The organism is Polaromonas sp. YR568, assembly GCF_943369675.1.
Classification (GTDB): domain Bacteria; phylum Pseudomonadota; class Gammaproteobacteria; order Burkholderiales; family Burkholderiaceae_C; genus Polaromonas.
This window is the reverse complement of record NZ_CALROB020000054.1, coordinates 18,884-34,968: the sequence shown is the minus strand read 5'-3', so window position 1 is coordinate 34,968 and position 16,085 is coordinate 18,884. Positions and strand designations below refer to the sequence as shown.

At 69.6% G+C, this 16,085-nt stretch carries 14 protein-coding genes; 4 read left to right on the top strand and 10 right to left on the bottom strand.

Going from position 1 to position 16,085, the window contains the following annotated elements:
• Nucleotides 1–351 precede the first annotated feature (351 nt).
• The 4 genes from hemC to ACLV8F_RS21755 are packed head-to-tail and all read left to right on the top strand — an operon-like array spanning nucleotide 352 to nucleotide 4,618.
• Complete coding sequence (gene hemC / locus ACLV8F_RS21770; RefSeq protein ID WP_411886288.1) at nucleotides 352–1,317, top strand: hydroxymethylbilane synthase; 966 nt, start codon at nucleotides 352–354, stop codon at nucleotides 1,315–1,317.
• Nucleotides 1,317–2,153 (top strand): uroporphyrinogen-III synthase, encoded by an 837-nt coding sequence (locus ACLV8F_RS21765; protein WP_411886287.1) that lies wholly within the window; start codon nucleotides 1,317–1,319, stop codon nucleotides 2,151–2,153. The genes hemC and ACLV8F_RS21765 overlap by 1 nt, the downstream gene beginning before the upstream one ends.
• The gene (locus tag ACLV8F_RS21760; protein ID WP_411886286.1) at nucleotides 2,150–3,304 is read left to right on the top strand and encodes a uroporphyrinogen-III C-methyltransferase; all 1,155 of its coding nucleotides are present in this window, start codon (nucleotides 2,150–2,152) and stop codon (nucleotides 3,302–3,304) included. The genes ACLV8F_RS21765 and ACLV8F_RS21760 overlap by 4 nt, the downstream gene beginning before the upstream one ends.
• Nucleotides 3,305–3,328: 24 nt before the next feature.
• Complete coding sequence (locus ACLV8F_RS21755) at nucleotides 3,329–4,618, top strand: heme biosynthesis HemY N-terminal domain-containing protein (protein WP_411886285.1); 1,290 nt, start codon at nucleotides 3,329–3,331, stop codon at nucleotides 4,616–4,618.
• Between the two features lie 40 nt (nucleotides 4,619–4,658).
• Here ACLV8F_RS21755 and ACLV8F_RS21750 read toward each other — a convergent pair whose 3' ends face one another.
• The 10 genes from ACLV8F_RS21750 to ACLV8F_RS21705 form a co-directional block, all read right to left on the bottom strand.
• Entirely contained in the window at nucleotides 4,659–5,201 is a 543-nt protein-coding gene (locus ACLV8F_RS21750; protein WP_411886284.1) for a DUF805 domain-containing protein, read from the bottom strand.
• A 71-nt stretch (nucleotides 5,202–5,272) separates the two neighbouring features.
• Nucleotides 5,273–6,640, bottom strand: coding sequence for a DUF58 domain-containing protein (locus tag ACLV8F_RS21745; protein WP_411886283.1), 1,368 nt, complete (start codon nucleotides 6,638–6,640; stop codon nucleotides 5,273–5,275).
• A gap of 11 nt (nucleotides 6,641–6,651) precedes the next feature.
• Nucleotides 6,652–7,647: an AAA family ATPase gene (locus ACLV8F_RS21740; protein ID WP_411886282.1), complete on the bottom strand. Its 996-nt coding sequence runs from the start codon at nucleotides 7,645–7,647 to the stop codon at nucleotides 6,652–6,654.
• A gap of 15 nt (nucleotides 7,648–7,662) precedes the next feature.
• The gene (locus tag ACLV8F_RS21735) at nucleotides 7,663–8,895 is read right to left on the bottom strand and encodes a DUF4350 domain-containing protein (protein WP_411886281.1); all 1,233 of its coding nucleotides are present in this window, start codon (nucleotides 8,893–8,895) and stop codon (nucleotides 7,663–7,665) included.
• The gene (locus tag ACLV8F_RS21730; protein WP_411886280.1) at nucleotides 8,892–9,677 is read right to left on the bottom strand and encodes a DUF4129 domain-containing protein; all 786 of its coding nucleotides are present in this window, start codon (nucleotides 9,675–9,677) and stop codon (nucleotides 8,892–8,894) included. Before ACLV8F_RS21730 ends, ACLV8F_RS21735 begins: the two co-directional genes overlap by 4 nt.
• Nucleotides 9,674–10,429, bottom strand: a complete 756-nt coding sequence (locus ACLV8F_RS21725; protein WP_411886279.1) for a hypothetical protein — start codon at nucleotides 10,427–10,429, stop codon at nucleotides 9,674–9,676. Before ACLV8F_RS21725 ends, ACLV8F_RS21730 begins: the two co-directional genes overlap by 4 nt.
• On the bottom strand, nucleotides 10,419–11,417 hold the full coding sequence (locus ACLV8F_RS21720) for a stage II sporulation protein M (RefSeq protein ID WP_411886278.1): 999 nt from the start codon (nucleotides 11,415–11,417) through the stop codon (nucleotides 10,419–10,421). The genes ACLV8F_RS21725 and ACLV8F_RS21720 overlap by 11 nt, the downstream gene beginning before the upstream one ends.
• On the bottom strand, nucleotides 11,414–12,130 hold the full coding sequence (locus ACLV8F_RS21715; RefSeq protein WP_411886277.1) for an RDD family protein: 717 nt from the start codon (nucleotides 12,128–12,130) through the stop codon (nucleotides 11,414–11,416). Before ACLV8F_RS21715 ends, ACLV8F_RS21720 begins: the two co-directional genes overlap by 4 nt.
• A gap of 13 nt (nucleotides 12,131–12,143) precedes the next feature.
• A complete protein-coding gene (locus tag ACLV8F_RS21710; RefSeq protein WP_411886276.1) occupies nucleotides 12,144–12,653 on the bottom strand; it encodes an RDD family protein in 510 nt (169 codons plus the stop codon).
• 118 nt (nucleotides 12,654–12,771) lie between these two features.
• The gene (locus ACLV8F_RS21705) at nucleotides 12,772–15,969 is read right to left on the bottom strand and encodes an Rne/Rng family ribonuclease (RefSeq protein WP_411886275.1); all 3,198 of its coding nucleotides are present in this window, start codon (nucleotides 15,967–15,969) and stop codon (nucleotides 12,772–12,774) included.
• Nucleotides 15,970–16,085: the final 116 nt, after the last annotated feature.

Sequence of the window (16,085 nt, the reverse complement as noted above, 5' to 3'; positions counted from 1 at the left end):
TTAGAACCTGTTCACGGTCTAAACGGCGCCGCGTTGGGATGCAATCGGGATGAGTGGGCCGACCGGGCACGCCGCATGGGCTGATGCCCATGCAAGGGCCTGGGTGGCTCAATCGCCCGATTTCATCCCAACCCGGAGGGCAAGTGCCTTCTCGGGCGGTCTGCGGCGTTGCGGCGCTAGCCCATAGCCGTGCTATGGGCGTCGCACCGCGCCTTGCATCCCATCCCGAGAAGGCGCTTGCGCGGCCCCGTTTAGACCGTGAACAGGTTCTCACATGCTAGCATCGACTTCCCCCTATGTATTACAAGCAGGTTACGAGTGTCCGCAGCGTCTGAATCCAAACCCCATGATATGAAGAAGGTGGTCATCGCCACACGCGAGAGCCGCCTGGCCCTGTGGCAGGCCGAGCATGTGAAGGCGCTGCTGGAGGCGCGCCTGGGCTGGCAGGTCGAGCTGCTGGGCATGACCACCCAGGGCGACCAGATCCTGGACCGCTCGCTGAGCAAGGTCGGCGGCAAGGGCCTGTTCGTCAAGGAACTTGAGGTGGCGCTCAGCGAAGGCCGGGCCGACATCGCCGTGCATTCGCTCAAGGACGTGCCCATGGACCTGCCCGAGGGCTTCGCGCTGGCCTGCGTGCTGGAGCGCGAAGACCCGCGCGACGCTTTTGTGTCCAACCAGTTCGCCTCCGTCGCCGATTTGCCGCAGGGCGCGGTGGTCGGCACGTCCAGCCTGCGCCGGCTGGTGTTGCTCAAGGCCTTACGGCCCGACCTGGTGATACAGCCGCTGCGCGGCAACCTCGACACGCGCCTGCGCAAGCTCGACGAAGGCCAGTACCACGCCATCGTGCTGGCGGCCGCAGGCCTGAAGCGCCTCGGGCTGGAATCACGCATACGCGCTACCTTTGAACCGGCCCAGATGCTGCCCGCCGCGGGGCAGGGCGCTCTCGGCATTGAAGTGCGGGCCGATCGCGCCGACCTCCTGGCCGCGCTGGCCACGCTGGCGCACACGCCGACCTGGCTGGCCGTGACGGCCGAGCGCACGGTGTCGCGCGCCATGGGCGGCAGCTGCTCCATGCCGCTGGCGGCCTTCACGCAAGGCGCGGCGGCCGGCGATGCGATGCGACTGAACGCCGCCTGGGGCGATCCGGCGACGGCCGAGGCGCCGTCCACCAGCACCGCGCCGCTGGCGCCGCTGGTGCAGGTCAAACAAACCGCCGTGGTGCGCAATTTTGCCGAGGCCGAGGCGCTGGGCGAAGCCGTGGCGGCGCAATTGCGCGCCGGCGGCGCCGTGTGGGCCGACAAGGGCCCGGGCGCCTGATGCCGCAGCTGCCGGTGCCTCCGGCCGGCGCCGCGGCCCCCGTCATCGTGACGCGCCCCGCGCAGGATGCCCAGCACTGGGTGACTCAATTGCGGCAAGCCGGTTTCGCGGCCGAAGCCCTGCCGCTCATCGATATAGGCCCTGCATCCGACACCGGCGCGCTCTCGCAGGCGTGGCAAAACCTGGACCGCTATGCGGCCTGTATGTTTGTCAGCGGCAATGCGGTGGAGTATTTTTTCAAGCCACCAACATCCGCCATCCCAGGCCTGCCGCCGTCCCTGCGCTTCATGGCGCCCGGGCCCGGCACCGTGTCGGCATTGCTGGCCGCGGGTGTGCCCATGGAGCAGGTTGACGCGCCGGCCGCCGACGCCGGGCAATTTGATTCCGAATCCTTGTGGGCCGTGGTGGGCGGGCGCAACTGGCAGGGCAGCCGCGTGCTGGTGGTGCGCGGCGAAAGCCCGGATGCCGCGGGCGGCGGAGTGTCATCGGGGCGCGACTGGATCGCCCGCCAATGGGAAGCCGCCGGCGCGCAGGTGGATTTTGTCGGTGTGTACCAGCGCCGCGCGCCGGTGTTTACCGGCGAGCAGGTAGCGCGCGCGCGCGCCGCCAGCGCGGACGGCTCGGTGTGGCTGTTCAGCAGCTCGGAAGCGGTGGCCAATTTGACGCGCCTGCCGGCGCTGGCGGGTGTCGACTGGCGCGGCGCCCGCGCGGTGGCGACGCATCCCCGGATTGAGGAGGCCGTGCGCGCCGCCGGCTGGGGTGTTGTTGTGGCGTCACGCCCCGCCCTGAAGGACATCAGGGACACACTGGCCTCGATAGAATCCCTGTATCCATGAGCGATCCCCACACAGCCCAGCCCACCCCTTCCACGCCCGACAACCAGCCCGTGCTGGAGCGCGCGCTGGTCGTGGCTGAACCGCCAGCCGTCGCCGCGGACAAGTGGATCGTGCCGCGCAAATGGGCCCTGCTGGTGGCCGCGCTGGCCGCCGGCGGCCTGTTGGCCAGCGGCCTGCTGTGGCAAAAGCTCGGCAACATCCAGGAAGAACTGGCCCGCCGCAGCATCGACTCCGGCGCGCAGGCCATCGAGGCCCGCGCCCTGGCGCGCCAGGCCCAGGAAGCCACGCGCGAACTCTCGGCGCGGCTGGCCATCCAGGAAACCCGCATCAGCGAAGTCAGCCTGCAGCGCAGCCAGCTGGAAGAACTCATGCAAAGCCTGTCGCGCTCACGCGATGAAAACCTGGTGGTCGACGTCGAATCGGCGTTGCGCCTGGCGCAGCAGCAGGCCCAGCTCACCGGCAGCGCCGAGCCGCTGCTGGCGGCCCTCAGGTCGGCCGACCAGCGCCTGGCGCGCGCCGCCCAGCCGCGGCTGAACCCGCTGCAGCGCGCCATCGCCCGCGACATGGACCGCATCAAGGCCGCGACGCTGACCGACGTGCCGGTGCTGATGCTCAAGCTCGACGAACTCGCCCGCCTGGCCGACGAATTGCCGGTGGCGAATGCCATGGTGGCCAGCAATTCCCTGCGCGCGGCGCCCGCCCTGGCCGCGCCGGCCCCGGCCAAGGCCGCCAGTGCGCCGGCAAGCGACAAGCCCTCGATGCTGGTGTTTGACAAGCTCTCGCTCAACGCCTGGTCGCAGCGCACGCTGGACAACCTGCGCGAAGAGGCGCGCAAGCTGCTGCGTGTGAGCCGCATCGACCAGCCCGAGGCGGCGCTGCTGTCACCCGAACAATCCTTTTTCCTGCGTGAAAACCTCAAGCTGCGCCTGCTCAATGCGCGCCTGGCGCTGCTGTCGCGCCAGACCGATTCGGTGCGCGCCGACCTCGCCAGCGCCGGCGCCTGGCTGAACAAATATTTCGACCCGTCCTCGCGCAAGACCCAGGCCGCGGCCCAGCTGCTGGCGCAGGTGCAGGGCCAGCTCAAAAGCAGCGAGCTGCCGCGCCTGGACGAAACCATGGCCGCGCTGGCCACGGCGGCCGCGGGCCGCTGATTCCCCTAAAGGCAGGACACACGCATGCGCGCCGCTCTCTGGCTCATCGCCCTTTTTGGGGTGGCGGTTGCCGTGGCCCTGTTCGCGGGCAACAACCAGGCGGTGGTGACGATTTTCTGGCCGCCGCACCGGGTCGACATTTCCTTCAACCTGATGGTGCTGTTGCTGGCGGGCCTGTTCATGGTGCTGTACCTGGCGCTGCGCGCGGTGTCGGCGGTGTTTTCGCTGCCGGCCGAAGCACGGCGCTGGCGCGCCCAGCAAAAAGAGCGCGCCATGTACGGCGCCCTCATGGATTCGCTGGCCCACCTGCTGGCCGGGCGCTACATCCGCTCCACCAAGTCCGCGCAAAACGCGCTGGCGCAGGAAAAAAGCCTGGCCCTGCTGGCCGACCAGTCCGGCCACGTGACCGGCCACAGCGCCAGCCGCGGCAGCCAGCTGCGCTCGCTGGCCCACCTGCTGGTGGCTGAGGCCGCGCAGTCGCTGCAAAACAAGGGCCTGCGCGACCAGCACCTTCAGCAGGCGCTGCAAAGTTCGGCGCCGCGCCATGCGCAGGAAGTGCGCGAGGGCGTGCAGTTCCGCGCCGCGCGCTGGGCGCTGGACGACCGCGACCCCGGCGCCGCGCTCGACTGGCTCGCTCAGCTGCCGCAGGGCGCCTCCCGCCGCACGCTGGCCCTGCGCATGAAGCTGCGCGCCTCGCGCCATGCGCGGCAGACTTCGCAGGCGCTGGAAACCGCGCGCCTGCTGGCCAAGCACCGCGCGTTTTCGCAGGCCGCCGCGCAAAGCATCATCCGCGGCCTGGCGCTGGAGCTGCTCAACGACGCGCACGACCCGTCGCAGCTGCAGCAGGCCTGGTTCTCCCTCGATGAAAGCGAACGCGCCATGCCCGAGCTGGTGGTGCATGCCGCGTCGCGCCTGATGGCGCTGCACGGCGAGCCGGAGCTGGCGCGCGCCTGGCTGCTGCAGGTCTGGGACCGCATGATGCAGCCGCGCTCGGACCTCGGCGACAACCTGCGCATCAAGCTGATCAGCGTGCTTGAAACCGGCCTTGATTCGCTGGACGCCGCCTGGCTGGCGCGCATCGAGGCGGCGCAGTTGAGCCGCCCGCGCGATGCCAACCTGCAGTACCTGGCGGGCATGGCCTGCCTGAACCGCCAGCTCTGGGGCAAGGCCCGCCAGCTGCTGTCGCAGGCCGCCCCGGCCCTGCAGGACGTGGCGCTGCACCGCAATGCCTGGCGCGCCCTGGCCGTTCTGGCCGAGCAGCGCGAGGACGAAGCCGCCGCCGCGCTGGCTTACAAGCGCGCCGCGCAGATCTGAGGTCTTAAGCCGCAGGCGGGCATGGCGCCCGCCGCGAGATTCAAGGCTTGACGATCTGGGACGCCTTGGCCCGCTTCACATAGTCCTGGTAGGCCGGCAAGGCGACGGCGGCGATGATGCCTATGAGCATGATGACGGGGAAGGCCAGGCCGCCGATCTTGACCATGGTGGTGTTGGGCGGCGGGGGCGCGCCGAAGCGGTTGCCGCCCTTGGTACCCGGATTCAAAAGCCAGATCAGCCCGACAAAGGGAATCAGGGCCAGGATCGCCGTCCAGCCGGTCCATCCCATGTCGTGGCTGCGCTGTATCGTCAGCAGCACGAGGAAGATGAAGTAAGGGACGGCCACCAAAATGCCGAGCACGCCCGCCGCCGTGGCGGAACCGAGCGCGCCGGCGATAAGGCCCAGTACCATGCCGCCCACCACCAGGAACAGGTAGGCGCCCAGGTTGTACGCCAGGTAGCGCAGCCGGCCAACCCGGCCTTTGGCCGAGAACAGCTTGACGGGCTGCACGCCCGCTTCATTGTCATAAACGTCGGCCACCACGGCCTTGGGCGCTGCATACGGGTTCACTGCTTCTGACATTTCTCTTCCCTCCTGTTGTTGAGACACAAAGAATAACCCTTGCCGGGGTCGTAAGGGGCTCCGTGGAACCCCTACAACAACCCGGCGCGCTTGACCGCGTGGTAACGGTTCACCAGCGAGACGGCCAGCTGCGCCGGCTCCACGTCCACCGAAAGCGGGTCGTTGCCGACCACGCGCGCAAAGGCGTCGCGCCGCGACTGCGCGAACAGGTGGGCGGCGGCCACGTCGACCGCGTCGGCGGGGCTTGAGAGGGCCTGGCCGGCGATGCGGCCCAGCACGCGCTCGCGCAGGCTGGCCACCAGCACCAGGTGCCGGCGGCGCAGCAGCTTGATGGCCGGACGCAGCTCGGCGGCGTCCTCGTCGCGGAAGTTGGTGAGCACTATGACCAATGCGCGCCGGCGCTGCACGCGCAGCAGCTCCTGCGCGGCCAGCAGGTAGTCCGAATGCATGGCGCCGGGCTGGATGTCGTGCAGGCGGTTCATCAGGGCGTTGAGCGTGGCCGCGCCCTTGCGCGGCGCGAAGTCGCGGCGCTGGCCCGGCGGGTAGCCGAAGGTCATGGCGCCGACCTCGTCGCCTTCTTTCAGGGCGACGTAGCTCAGCAGCATCAGCGCGTTGAGGGCTTCGTCGAAATGGCTGCCGCCGTGGCCGTCCTGCTCGGGCCCGCCTTCGTCGGCGCGCATGCGGCGACCGCAGTCGAGCAGGAAAAACACGCACTGGTCGCGGTCGTCCTGGAATTCGCGCACGATGGGGCGCTGGTGGCGCAGCGTGGCTTTCCAGTCGATGTGGCGCAGCGAGTCCCCGGTCTTGTAGTCGGCCAGTTGCCGGAAATCGGTGCCCTGGCCGCGCTGCACATAGGTCTTGATGCCGATCTGGGCCAGCCGCCGGTCGCCGGACAGCCAGGCATAACGCGCCAGCGCGGCGAAGTTGGGGTACACGCGCAGCTTGCCCGGCTTGCCCAGCGACTGCTGCACTTCGAAGCAGCCGCCGCGGCTGCGCCAGCGCAACTGGGTGGTGCCGAAAAGGGCCACGCCGCGTTCGCGCGCGGTCACCGTGTAGCGCAGCTCCGCGCGGGACGCCGGCGGCACGGCCACGGTTTGCGGCAGGCCTTCAAAGGCAAAGCGCGGGTCCACCTCGTCGAACACGGTCACGGCCCAGGCCAGCGGGCCTTCGTTGACGAGCACCAGCGTGAGCACGGTCGGCACGCCCAGTGAAAAGGCGCCGGGCAGGCTGCGTTCGATGCGCAGCGGCGCCTGCCGCCACAGGCGCCGGCTGCGCCAGAGGTCAAACAGGGCCCAGGCCAGTGCCGGCAGCAGCACGGCGCCGGTGAGCACGGCCACCGTGCTCACCGGCAGGCCGGCGAGCAGCGCCAGGCAGGCGGCCACAGCAAGGCCGGCCAGCAGCGTGACCGTGCCTGTCGTGGGGATCACCAGGAGGCGCATGCGGTTCGGCCTCAGAGGCGGGGCGCCTGCACGCTGCCCTGGGCGCTGCGCAGCAGTTCGTCCACGCCCAGGCCTTCGAGCTGCGCGTCGGGCGAGATCATCACGCGGTGGCGCAGGGCCGGCAGGGTCTGGCGCGCCACGTCGTCGGGGGTGATGAAGTCGCGCCCGTCCATCAGCGCGGCGGCGCGCGCGGCGCGCACCAGGGCCATGGTGCCGCGCGGCCCCGCGCCGGACGAAAGGCCGGGCCAGTCGCGTGTGGCGCGGGCGATGCGCACCGCATAGTCGATCACCTGTTCGTGCGCCTGCACCAGGCTGGCCAGGCGCTGCAGCTCCAGCACCTGCACGTCGTCCAGGCAGGGCCTGACGGCCTCGAGCGGCAGCTGGTTGCCGGCGCGCTGGTCGGTGGTCAGCTGCACGACGGCTTTTTCTTCGGCATGGCTGGGGAAAGCGATGTTGATCTTGAGCAGGAAGCGGTCCAGCTGCGCCTCCGGCAGGGGGTAGGTGCCTTCGGTGTCTATCGGGTTTTGTGTGGCCATCACCATGAAGGGGCGCGGAAGCGGCATGGCCCGGCCTTCCAGCGTGACCTGGTATTCCTGCATCACTTCGAGCAGGGCGCTCTGGGTCTTGGCCGGCGCGCGGTTGATTTCATCGGCCAGCAGCAAATGCGTAAACACCGGCCCCTGGTGCACGCGCAGCGTGCCTATGCCGGATTCGCCGCGGGTCGACGGGTCCAGCACCGAGTGGCCGGTGATGTCCGAGGGCATCAGGTCGGGCGTGAACTGAACGCGCGCATAACGCAGGCTCATGGCCTGCGCCAGCGCCCGCGCCAGCAGTGTTTTGCCGAGACCGGGCACGCCCTCGATCAGCACGTGGCCGGACGCGACCAGCGCCACCAGGGTCTGGTCGACGGCCTCCTTCTGGCCGACCACGGCCTTGCCGACTTCGCGGCGCAGGGTCTGCAGCCATTCGGCCGCGCGTATCAGTTCTTCGTTCGGAATTGATGACATGGTGGTTTCTCGGGTTCAGGGTGAAGGAGAGGGTGAAACATCGGATGGGGAGGATGAAACGGATGGGGCGGCGGGTTCCCGCGCGTCGAGCCGGCGGCGGGCGGTTTCCAGCAACTCCAGGTCGGCGGCCAGCACGGCGGGGTTGCGCGCCTTGTCGTCCTGCGCGCGCTCGAGCGCCCGCGCGTCCAGGCCGGTGGCGCGCGCGATGCCGGCGGTGCGCCGCAGCGGGTCCAGCTGCGAAAACCTGGGCAGCTGCCGCGCGGCCGACGCGTGCAGCGCGCGAAGCTGGGCGGCGTGCAGGGCCTTGGGCCCGTGCATGTGCAGGAAACGCGCGGTGCCGCGCACCTGCTCGGCCATGGAGCGGCGGTGCGAGGGGGCGGACGGCGCCAGCGGCCCGAAGCGCGCGGCGGCGCGCCACAGGGCCAGCGCCAGGGCCAGCAGGCCCAGCAGCAACGCCGCCCAGCCCTGGTGCCAGAGCCAGGGCACAAAGGGCTCCCTGGCCTCTTCGGCGACAAACCAGAATTCGGCGCCGGCGCGCGCCTGCAGCGCCGCGGCCGCCAGCTGCGCGTTGTCGGCGCGCAGCAGGTTGCTGTTGCTGAGCAGGTTCCACCCGCCGATCACGGTGACCGTGCCCTGGCCGACCTGCACGCGCACGGCCTCGGTGCCGGCCGTGCCGCGCAGGGACCACAGCGGGGCGGCCAGCCGGTTGACCGGCAAGTACTGGGGGCTGAAGTAAGCGCCGCAGGCGCGGTAGCTGCGGCTGTCGCCGTAGCTCGCGGCGACTTCGGCGGGCTCCTCCAGCGCGCGGCAGTCCATGTCCTTGGCGGGCTTGCCCAGGGGGCGCGGCGGCATCGCGGGCGACTCCGATTTCAGGGGGCTTTGCTCCGTGACGGGCAGCCACTCCTTCAGCGATTTGTGGCCGGCCAGGAAGCCCGGGATGACCAGGTGCCCGCCTTGCGCCACCCAGGCACGCAGGCGCTGCGCGCGCTCCGGGAACAGGTCCCAGTTGCGCGACACCAGCACCAGCCGGGCCTGCGGCGGCGGCATGGCGTCCAGGCTTTTGTGTCGCACCACCCGCGTACCGAGGGCGCCCAGCAGTTTTTCGGTGGCATAAAGCGGGTTGCTGAGGGCTTCCCCCTTGGCCGGCGTGGGCGTGTCCTCGTCCACCCATTCGGTGGCCGACATCAGCCAGGCGCCGCCCGCCAGCAGCAGCACGCCCAGCAGGATGAGGATCAACCGGTCCCTCATGGCGCCGCCTTCGCCGGGCCGGCCGGTGCGCCCAGCCGGGCGTCAAATTCGGCGCACAGCGCCAGCACGCCGGCCGTGGGCGGCAGGCGCCCGCCATAGGCCGCCAGTTGCCAGGCGGCCACCAGCCGCGCGAAAAATTCCAGCGACATGGGCGCCAGCCGGCCTTCGCTGAGCGCCACGCATTCGCCTTCGGTGCTGGCGTTGCGTATGGGCACCGCATGCAGGTGCACCAGGCGGGACAGCGCGCCGCGGTAAAGCAGTGACAGCGCGGGCCGCCGCTGGCCGCGCTGCCAGAGCGAAGCGACCTCGGCGCCCACGTCGTCGGGCAGGCTTTCAGGCCGTATGTCCAGGCTGCCGATGTGGCTGGGCAGGGGCGCCATCCGGTGCCGGCCGCCGCCGGCGCGCACCTTCACCCAGCGCCGTATGCCGACCACCAGCCAGGCCAGGGCCAGCGCGCCCAGCGCCCACACCAGCAGGCGCGCACCTTCGGATATCCTGGTCACCAGGTCCTTGAGCCAGCCAAGGCCGTCGCGGTCCTTTTTTTTGTCTTCGGGCTTTTTGTCCTGGTCCTTGAAGCGCAGCGTTTTTTCAGTCTTGCTGCCGGGCAGGTTGGGGTCGGCGCGAACCCGTTCGGCGGCCGACTGCACCTGCTGGCGCGACGGCGGCTCGGCCGGCGCCGTGGTAGCCGGACTGGCCCACGATGACAGGCCCGCCAGCACAAGGCAGGCCGCGGCCCATCGCCATGAAAAGCGCCTTGCGGTTTCTTCGCGCGCGGCCGTCATGGCGTGCCTTTCGCCGGCGTGGGCGTGAAGGCGCGGCGGAAGTCCTGCTCGATGTCCCAAGCCTCGAGCTCGACGCGGCGGTTCAGGTACATCGCAAACCCGGCGGCCACAAAAAACGGCTCGACCAGCCCGACGACAAAAGCATAGACCGCCGCGAGGAGCGCGCTTTGCAGCACGGATTCCGAATCGGTCAGCCAGCGCCACAGCTCCAGGAGGCTGCCCTCGGGCGCGAACCAGAACAGGATGGAGAGAAGGCCGAACTCCAGCGCGAGTTCGGCATTCGAAAAAATCATCTGCATGCCGGCGCCCGCGCCGCGCCGCCCGCGCAGCAACTGGTCGCGCCGCTTGCGCCTGGCGCCGCCGCGCTGGCCTTCGAGCTGGTCTATGGCCTGCGTGTAGGAGCGCCAGGGCGAAAAGCGCCGCCACAGCAGCGTGCGCAGCAGTTGCCTGCCCCACACTTGGGCGCGCTGCTCCCACAAATCCTTCCAGCGCGTGGACTGCCCGAACACCGCGCGCGACAGGATGAACAGCAGGCTGCGGTCAAACCAGGGCTTGAGCCAGAAAATCAGCAGGCCGGGCAGCCAGCCGGCGAATTCCGCGGTGCACAGCAGCAGCACGACGACCACGACGTACATGGGCAGGAAAGTGCGCCAGACGGAGCCGGCATGGCGGCGCACCAGGGCGATGCCCAGGTCGGCGGCTTCGGCCATGGGCCGCGGCCGCAGCGCGACGGCCAGCGCATCAACCTGCATGGCGCTGCCCTTCGCCGGCGCGCGTGGCGCCGGCGCGCGGCCGTCCCTGCCAGCCCAGGTAGGCCAGCACCAGCGACCAGCAGGCGGCGCCGGCGCCGTATTTGACGGCCGGTGTGACCCAGCGCGCGGAAGACCAGAAGGCCTCGACGGCGGCCGCGAGCAGCAGCAGGCCGATGACGCCGTACATCACCACGATGGCATGGCGGGCGGCCAGCCGCAGCGCCTCGACCCGGGTGTGGCGGCCCGGCGCGATCAGGGCGTAGCCCAGGCGCAGCCCGGCCGCGCCCGCCAGCACGATGGCCGTCAGTTCGAAGGCGCCGTGGGTGATGACGAAGGAGCAGAAGTTCTGTCCGTGGCCGGCGGCGATCAGGTAGCCGCCGACGGCGCCTATCTGCACGCCGTTGAACAGCAACACGGCGGCGCTGCCGACGCCGCCGAAGATGCCGGCCGCGAAACAGCGAAAGCCGATGCCGATGTTGTGCATGACGTAGTAGCCGAACATCTCCCAGTCGCCGCTGGCGTCGCGGTTGCGCCCGAAGGCGCTGGCGCTGTCGCTGTACATGCCGTCGAAGCGCTGCACCTGCGCGGCGTCCAGCAGGTGCAGGATGAAGCCCGGGTCGCGGTAGGCGGCCAGGCCCGCGGCCAGCAGCGGCACCACGAACAGCAGGGCCGCCACCAGCAGGTAGGCCCGGTGCGCGCGCACGGCCTGCGGAAAGTCGACCAGCACCAGCAACCCGAGGCGCGCCAGGCCGTAGTCGTGGCGCCGGTAGATCAGCCGGTGGGCGCTTTGCGTCAATGTTTCGAGCCGCTGCGTCAGGTGGACCGGATAGGCGCGGGCCTGCGCCAGCGCCAGGTGTTCGCAGACGCGGCGGTAGAGCGCGGCCAGCCGCGCGCCGTCGAACTTGCGCTGCGTCTCGGCAACGCCTATCACCGTTTCGAGCTCAAGCCAGAGCGGCGCGTAGGCGGCTTCAAATTGCAGCGGCGTCATGGTCTGGCGCCTCCGTCGCGCCGGCCCATCAGCCACTGCGCGACGCCCAGCAGGCGCTGCGTGGCGCTGCTGCCCGGCACGCCCGCGCCCAGCACTGGTTCGGCCAGCGCCGCCAGCTCGCCCAGGCGCTCGGGCGTCAGGCGTGTGGCCCGGCCGGCCCAGGCCAGCACCGAAGCCTGTTCGGCGGCCGACAGCGGCCGCGCCGGGGCCAGCGGGGCGGCCACGGGCACCTCGCCGTGCAGCTTGACGGCCTCGCTGAAGACCACCAGGGTGCCGGCAGCCAGGTCGCCCAGGCGTTTGCTGTCGCGCCGCCAGAGCATGGACACGACCCCGGCGCCGAACAGCGCCGGCATGAAATCGGCGGCGCGCAGCAGGTTGCGCGTCAGCGAGGCGGCGGGCGTCACCGGCAGGCCCGAGTCCATCACCACGCGCAGGCCCATCACCCGCTTGCCGGGCGTGGCCGCCGCGCGGGTCAGCTCGAACACCACGGGATAAAACCATTCAAGGCCGAAATACGCCAGCAGCAGCACGGCCGCGCCGGCCTTGCCCATCATGCCGACTGTGACGGCCACGGCGATGAACAGGCAGACCCGTATGGCCAGGTCGATCAGGTAGGCCTGCCCGCGCGCGACGAGGCCGGCGGGCCGCAGCGACAGCGTGATGCCTTCCGGCGTTTCGGCCGTGTGGATCGTGTCAAGGCGCACGGTGGTCACAAAGTTGCGCGGCTCAGGTCTTGACGACGATGGTGTCCGCGATCTCGTCGTGCAGGCAGCGGCGGGACTTGCGGAAAACCATCAGGCAGTCGATCAGCGAGTAGACCCACAGCACAACCGCCAGCAGGCCGCTAGCAAAACCGGCCCCGTACCTGAGGGCAAGGCGCGCCCCGGATGCCGGCTCCCCGGACGGCCGGACTATGCGTATTTTGAGCAAGGCCTTGCCCAGGGTCTGGCCCCGTGTCGCGAGCAGGTAGCCGTTGAGCAGAAAAAAGGTCAGCGCGCCAGTGATCGCACCCGCCGGGTCGGGGGCCCACAGGTCGTTTCCCTGGGTTTTGAAGGGGTTGTAGGGCGTCAGGATAGACACCGCTGAAAGCACAAGGACTTGGAAAACGGTGTCGAGAAAGATGGCGAAAAACCGCTGCGCGCGGCTGGCCAACTGCGGGCCTTCGGCGATCGCGGGCACATCTTCCACGTCGGCCTGCGGCGGCGCATAGCGCGCATCGTGTTGCGGGTTGTCCATGTCCTCTCCCCCTTGTCGGTTTTGTTGGCTGATTCTAGGGCTTGTTTCGTGACATAAAAAAAGGCCCGCATTGCGGGCCTTTTTGGGAGATCAACCGCTCAGCGGCTGAAAAAGGGGCTTACTGTCCGGCCGATTTCTCGAAGGGCAGAGGCATGGCGCCCAGGTCGCGCTTGGTCTCTACCAGCACCAGCGGGCCTTCATCGGACACCGCCACGGGCGGGCGCTCGCGCGGCACGTGCACCGGCTTGGCTTCGGCCGCGATGGCGGCCTGGACTTCGGCGATCTTGGCCGCATCCGAATTTACCCATTGCAGGCCTGAGGACTGGGCCACCTGGGCCAGTTGGTCCAGGGGCAAGTCGTAAGACGCAACCTTGGGCAGGCTTGCAGCCACGGGTGCGGGCGCCGGTACGGCAGCCTGGACCGGTGCGGGCGCAGGGGCTGCCACGACAGGTGCAGGCGCCGGAGCGGCAACAGCCACAGGGGCCGTGTAGGCGGGAGCCGGTGCTGGTGCAGGCACGAAGGGCGCCGAGGGCGTCACCGCGGCTGCGGGTGCCGCAAATTCAGCGGCTGCCGGTGCACGCTCTTCGCGTGCCTGGCGCTCTTCCCGTGGCTGCCGCTCTTCCCGTTGGGGCTGCTGCTGGGGCTCCGCGAACCCGGCCTGGCCGGCGTCGGCGCTGCCTTCAGCAGGCTGCTGCTGCTCGCTGCGTTCACCGCTTTCACCGCGTTCGCGGCGGTCACGGCCGTAGCGGTCGCGGCTGCGGCGTTCGCGCGGCTGGCGCTGCTCGTCACCCTGGGCATTTTGTTCAGGGGCGACCACATTGCCGGCTTCGTCGAGCACGGGAGCTGCCGGGGCGGCATCGGGGTTGAAGCCGACCGCGCCTTCGGCGGGGGCGTTCTGGCCTTCGGCGCCTTCGGGGCGGTCCGCACCGCGGCGGTCGCCACGGCGTCCGTTGCGGTCGCCGCGTTCACGGCGGCCCTCACCGCGTTCTCCACGTTCACCACGCGGCTCGCGGTTGCCCTGGCGTTCGCCGTCCTGGGGCGCGCGTTCCTGGCGCGGCTCGGCGGCGTCACCGCCCACGGCGGCTGCCATGGCGGCCTGGTTGGCCAGTGCGAGGTCCTGCTCGACGGGGTCGCGCTGGATGCGTTCACCGCGCTCGCCGCCGCGTTCACCGCCACGCTCACGGCGGTTGCGGCCGCCTTCGCGGCCTTCACGGTTGGGGGTCTCGCCGCGTGGCTGGTCGACGGCGCCTTCAGCGCGGGCTTCACCGGCCGGGCGTTCCTGGCGGCCTTCGGCGTTGCGTTCGCGGCGCTCGCCGCCGCGGCCTTCGCCACGTTCACCACGGCCTTGGCCTTCAGGGCGTGCTTCACGGCCTTCGCCGCGGCCTTCAGCACCACGGCCTTCGCCGCGACCTTCGCCGCGGCTGCGGCCGCCGCGCCGGCCGTCACGGCCGCCGCGTTCGGAACGCTCACCGCGCTCGCCATTGCGGCCTTCACCGCCACGGCCTTCACGCCGGCCTTCGCCGCGTTCGTCTTTTTTCACTTCCTTGGCAACAGGCGCCGGGGCCGGCGCTTCGCCGCCGCCGAGCAGGCTCTTGATCCAGCCGAAGAAGCCCTTTTCTGCAGGCGCCGCCGCAGCCACGGGGGCGGGACGGGCAGCGGGCTTGTGCGCAGCTTGCGCAACGGGTTCCGGCTTGGGCGGGGCCACGGGGGCGGGCGCATCGGGCAGAACGCCCTTGATGATGGGCTCCTGCTTGTTGTGCTTTTCCTGGCTGCGGCGCGTGACGGTGGTCGGGTCTTCAATTTCGTCGGCCATCTTGTAGCTGGCGGCGATGTTGTCCAGGCGCGGGTCGTCGTGCTTCAGGCGTTCCAGGCGGTAGTTGGGGGTTTCCAGCGTCTTGTTGGGCACCAGCAGCACGTTGATGCGCTGCTTGACTTCGATCTTTGCGATCTCGGAGCGCTTTTCGTTGAGCAGGAAGGAAGCCACGTCGACCGGGACCTGGCACAGCACCGAGGCCGTGCTGTCCTTGAGGGACTCTTCCTGGATGATGCGCAGGATCTGCAGCGCCGAGCTCTCGGTGTCGCGGATGTGGCCGGAGCCGCCGCAACGCGGGCAGGGAATCGACGCGCCTTCGGACAGGGCCGGGCGCAAGCGCTGGCGGCTCATTTCCATGAGGCCGAACTTGCTGATGGTGCCGAACTGCACGCGGGCGCGGTCCTGGCGCAGCGCGTCGCGCAGGCGGTTTTCCACGTCGCGGCGGTTGCGCGACTCTTCCATGTCGATAAAGTCGATGACGATCAGGCCGCCCAGGTCGCGCAAACGCATCTGGCGCGCGACTTCGTCGGCGGCTTCGAGGTTGGTGCGGGTGGCGGTTTCTTCAATGTCGCCGCCCTTGATGGCGCGGGCCGAGTTGACGTCGACCGAAACCAGGGCTTCGGTGTGGTCGATCACGATGGCGCCGCCGGAAGGCAGCTGCACGGTGCGGGCGTAGGCCGACTCGATCTGGTGCTCGATCTGGAAGCGGCTGAACAGAGGGGCGTCGTCGCGGTAGCGCTTGACGCGGTGCTCGTGCTCGGGCATCACGTGGGCCATGAACTGGCGGGCCTGCTCATAGACGTCGTCGGTGTCGAAGAGGATGTCGCCGATGTCGCTGTTGAAGTAGTCGCGGATCGCGCGGATCACGAGGCTGGATTCCTGGTAAATCAGGAAGGCGCCCTTGCCGCCCTTGCCGGCGCCGTCGATGGCGGTCCAGAGCTTGAGCAGGTAGTTCAGGTCCCACTGCAGCTCAGGCGCGCTGCGGCCGATGCCGGCGGTGCGCGCGATGATGGACATCCCGTTGGGATATTCCAACTGGTCCATGTTCTCTTTGAGTTCGGCCCGGTCTTCGCCTTCGATACGGCGGCTCACGCCACCGCCGCGCGGGTTGTTGGGCATCAGGACCACATAGCGGCCGGCCAGGGAAACGAAGGTGGTGAGGGCCGCGCCCTTGTTGCCGCGTTCTTCCTTTTCCACCTGGACCAGCAGTTCCTGGCCTTCCTTGATCACGTCGTTGATGCGTGCCTGGTTGACGGGCACGCCCTGCGCAAAGTATTGCTTGGAGATTTCCTTGAACGGCAGGAAGCCGTGGCGGTCTTCGCCGTAGTCGACGAAGCAGGCTTCCAGCGAAGGCTCGACGCGCGTGACGACGGCCTTGTAGATGTTGCCCTTGCGCTGTTCGCGCCCTTCGATTTCAATTTCGTAGTCGAGGAGTTTTTGTCCGTCGACGATCGCCAGGCGGCGTTCTTCAGCCTGAGTGGCGTTTACCAGCATCCGTTTCATGGGTAGCCTTCCTTATCGTTCTTCGTTTTGATGTCGTGTCTCGAACATCAATCACATGCCCAAAATGGGCCAACGACGCCGGAGGGACGCAGTGCGAACGTGGAGGAATTGCCGGA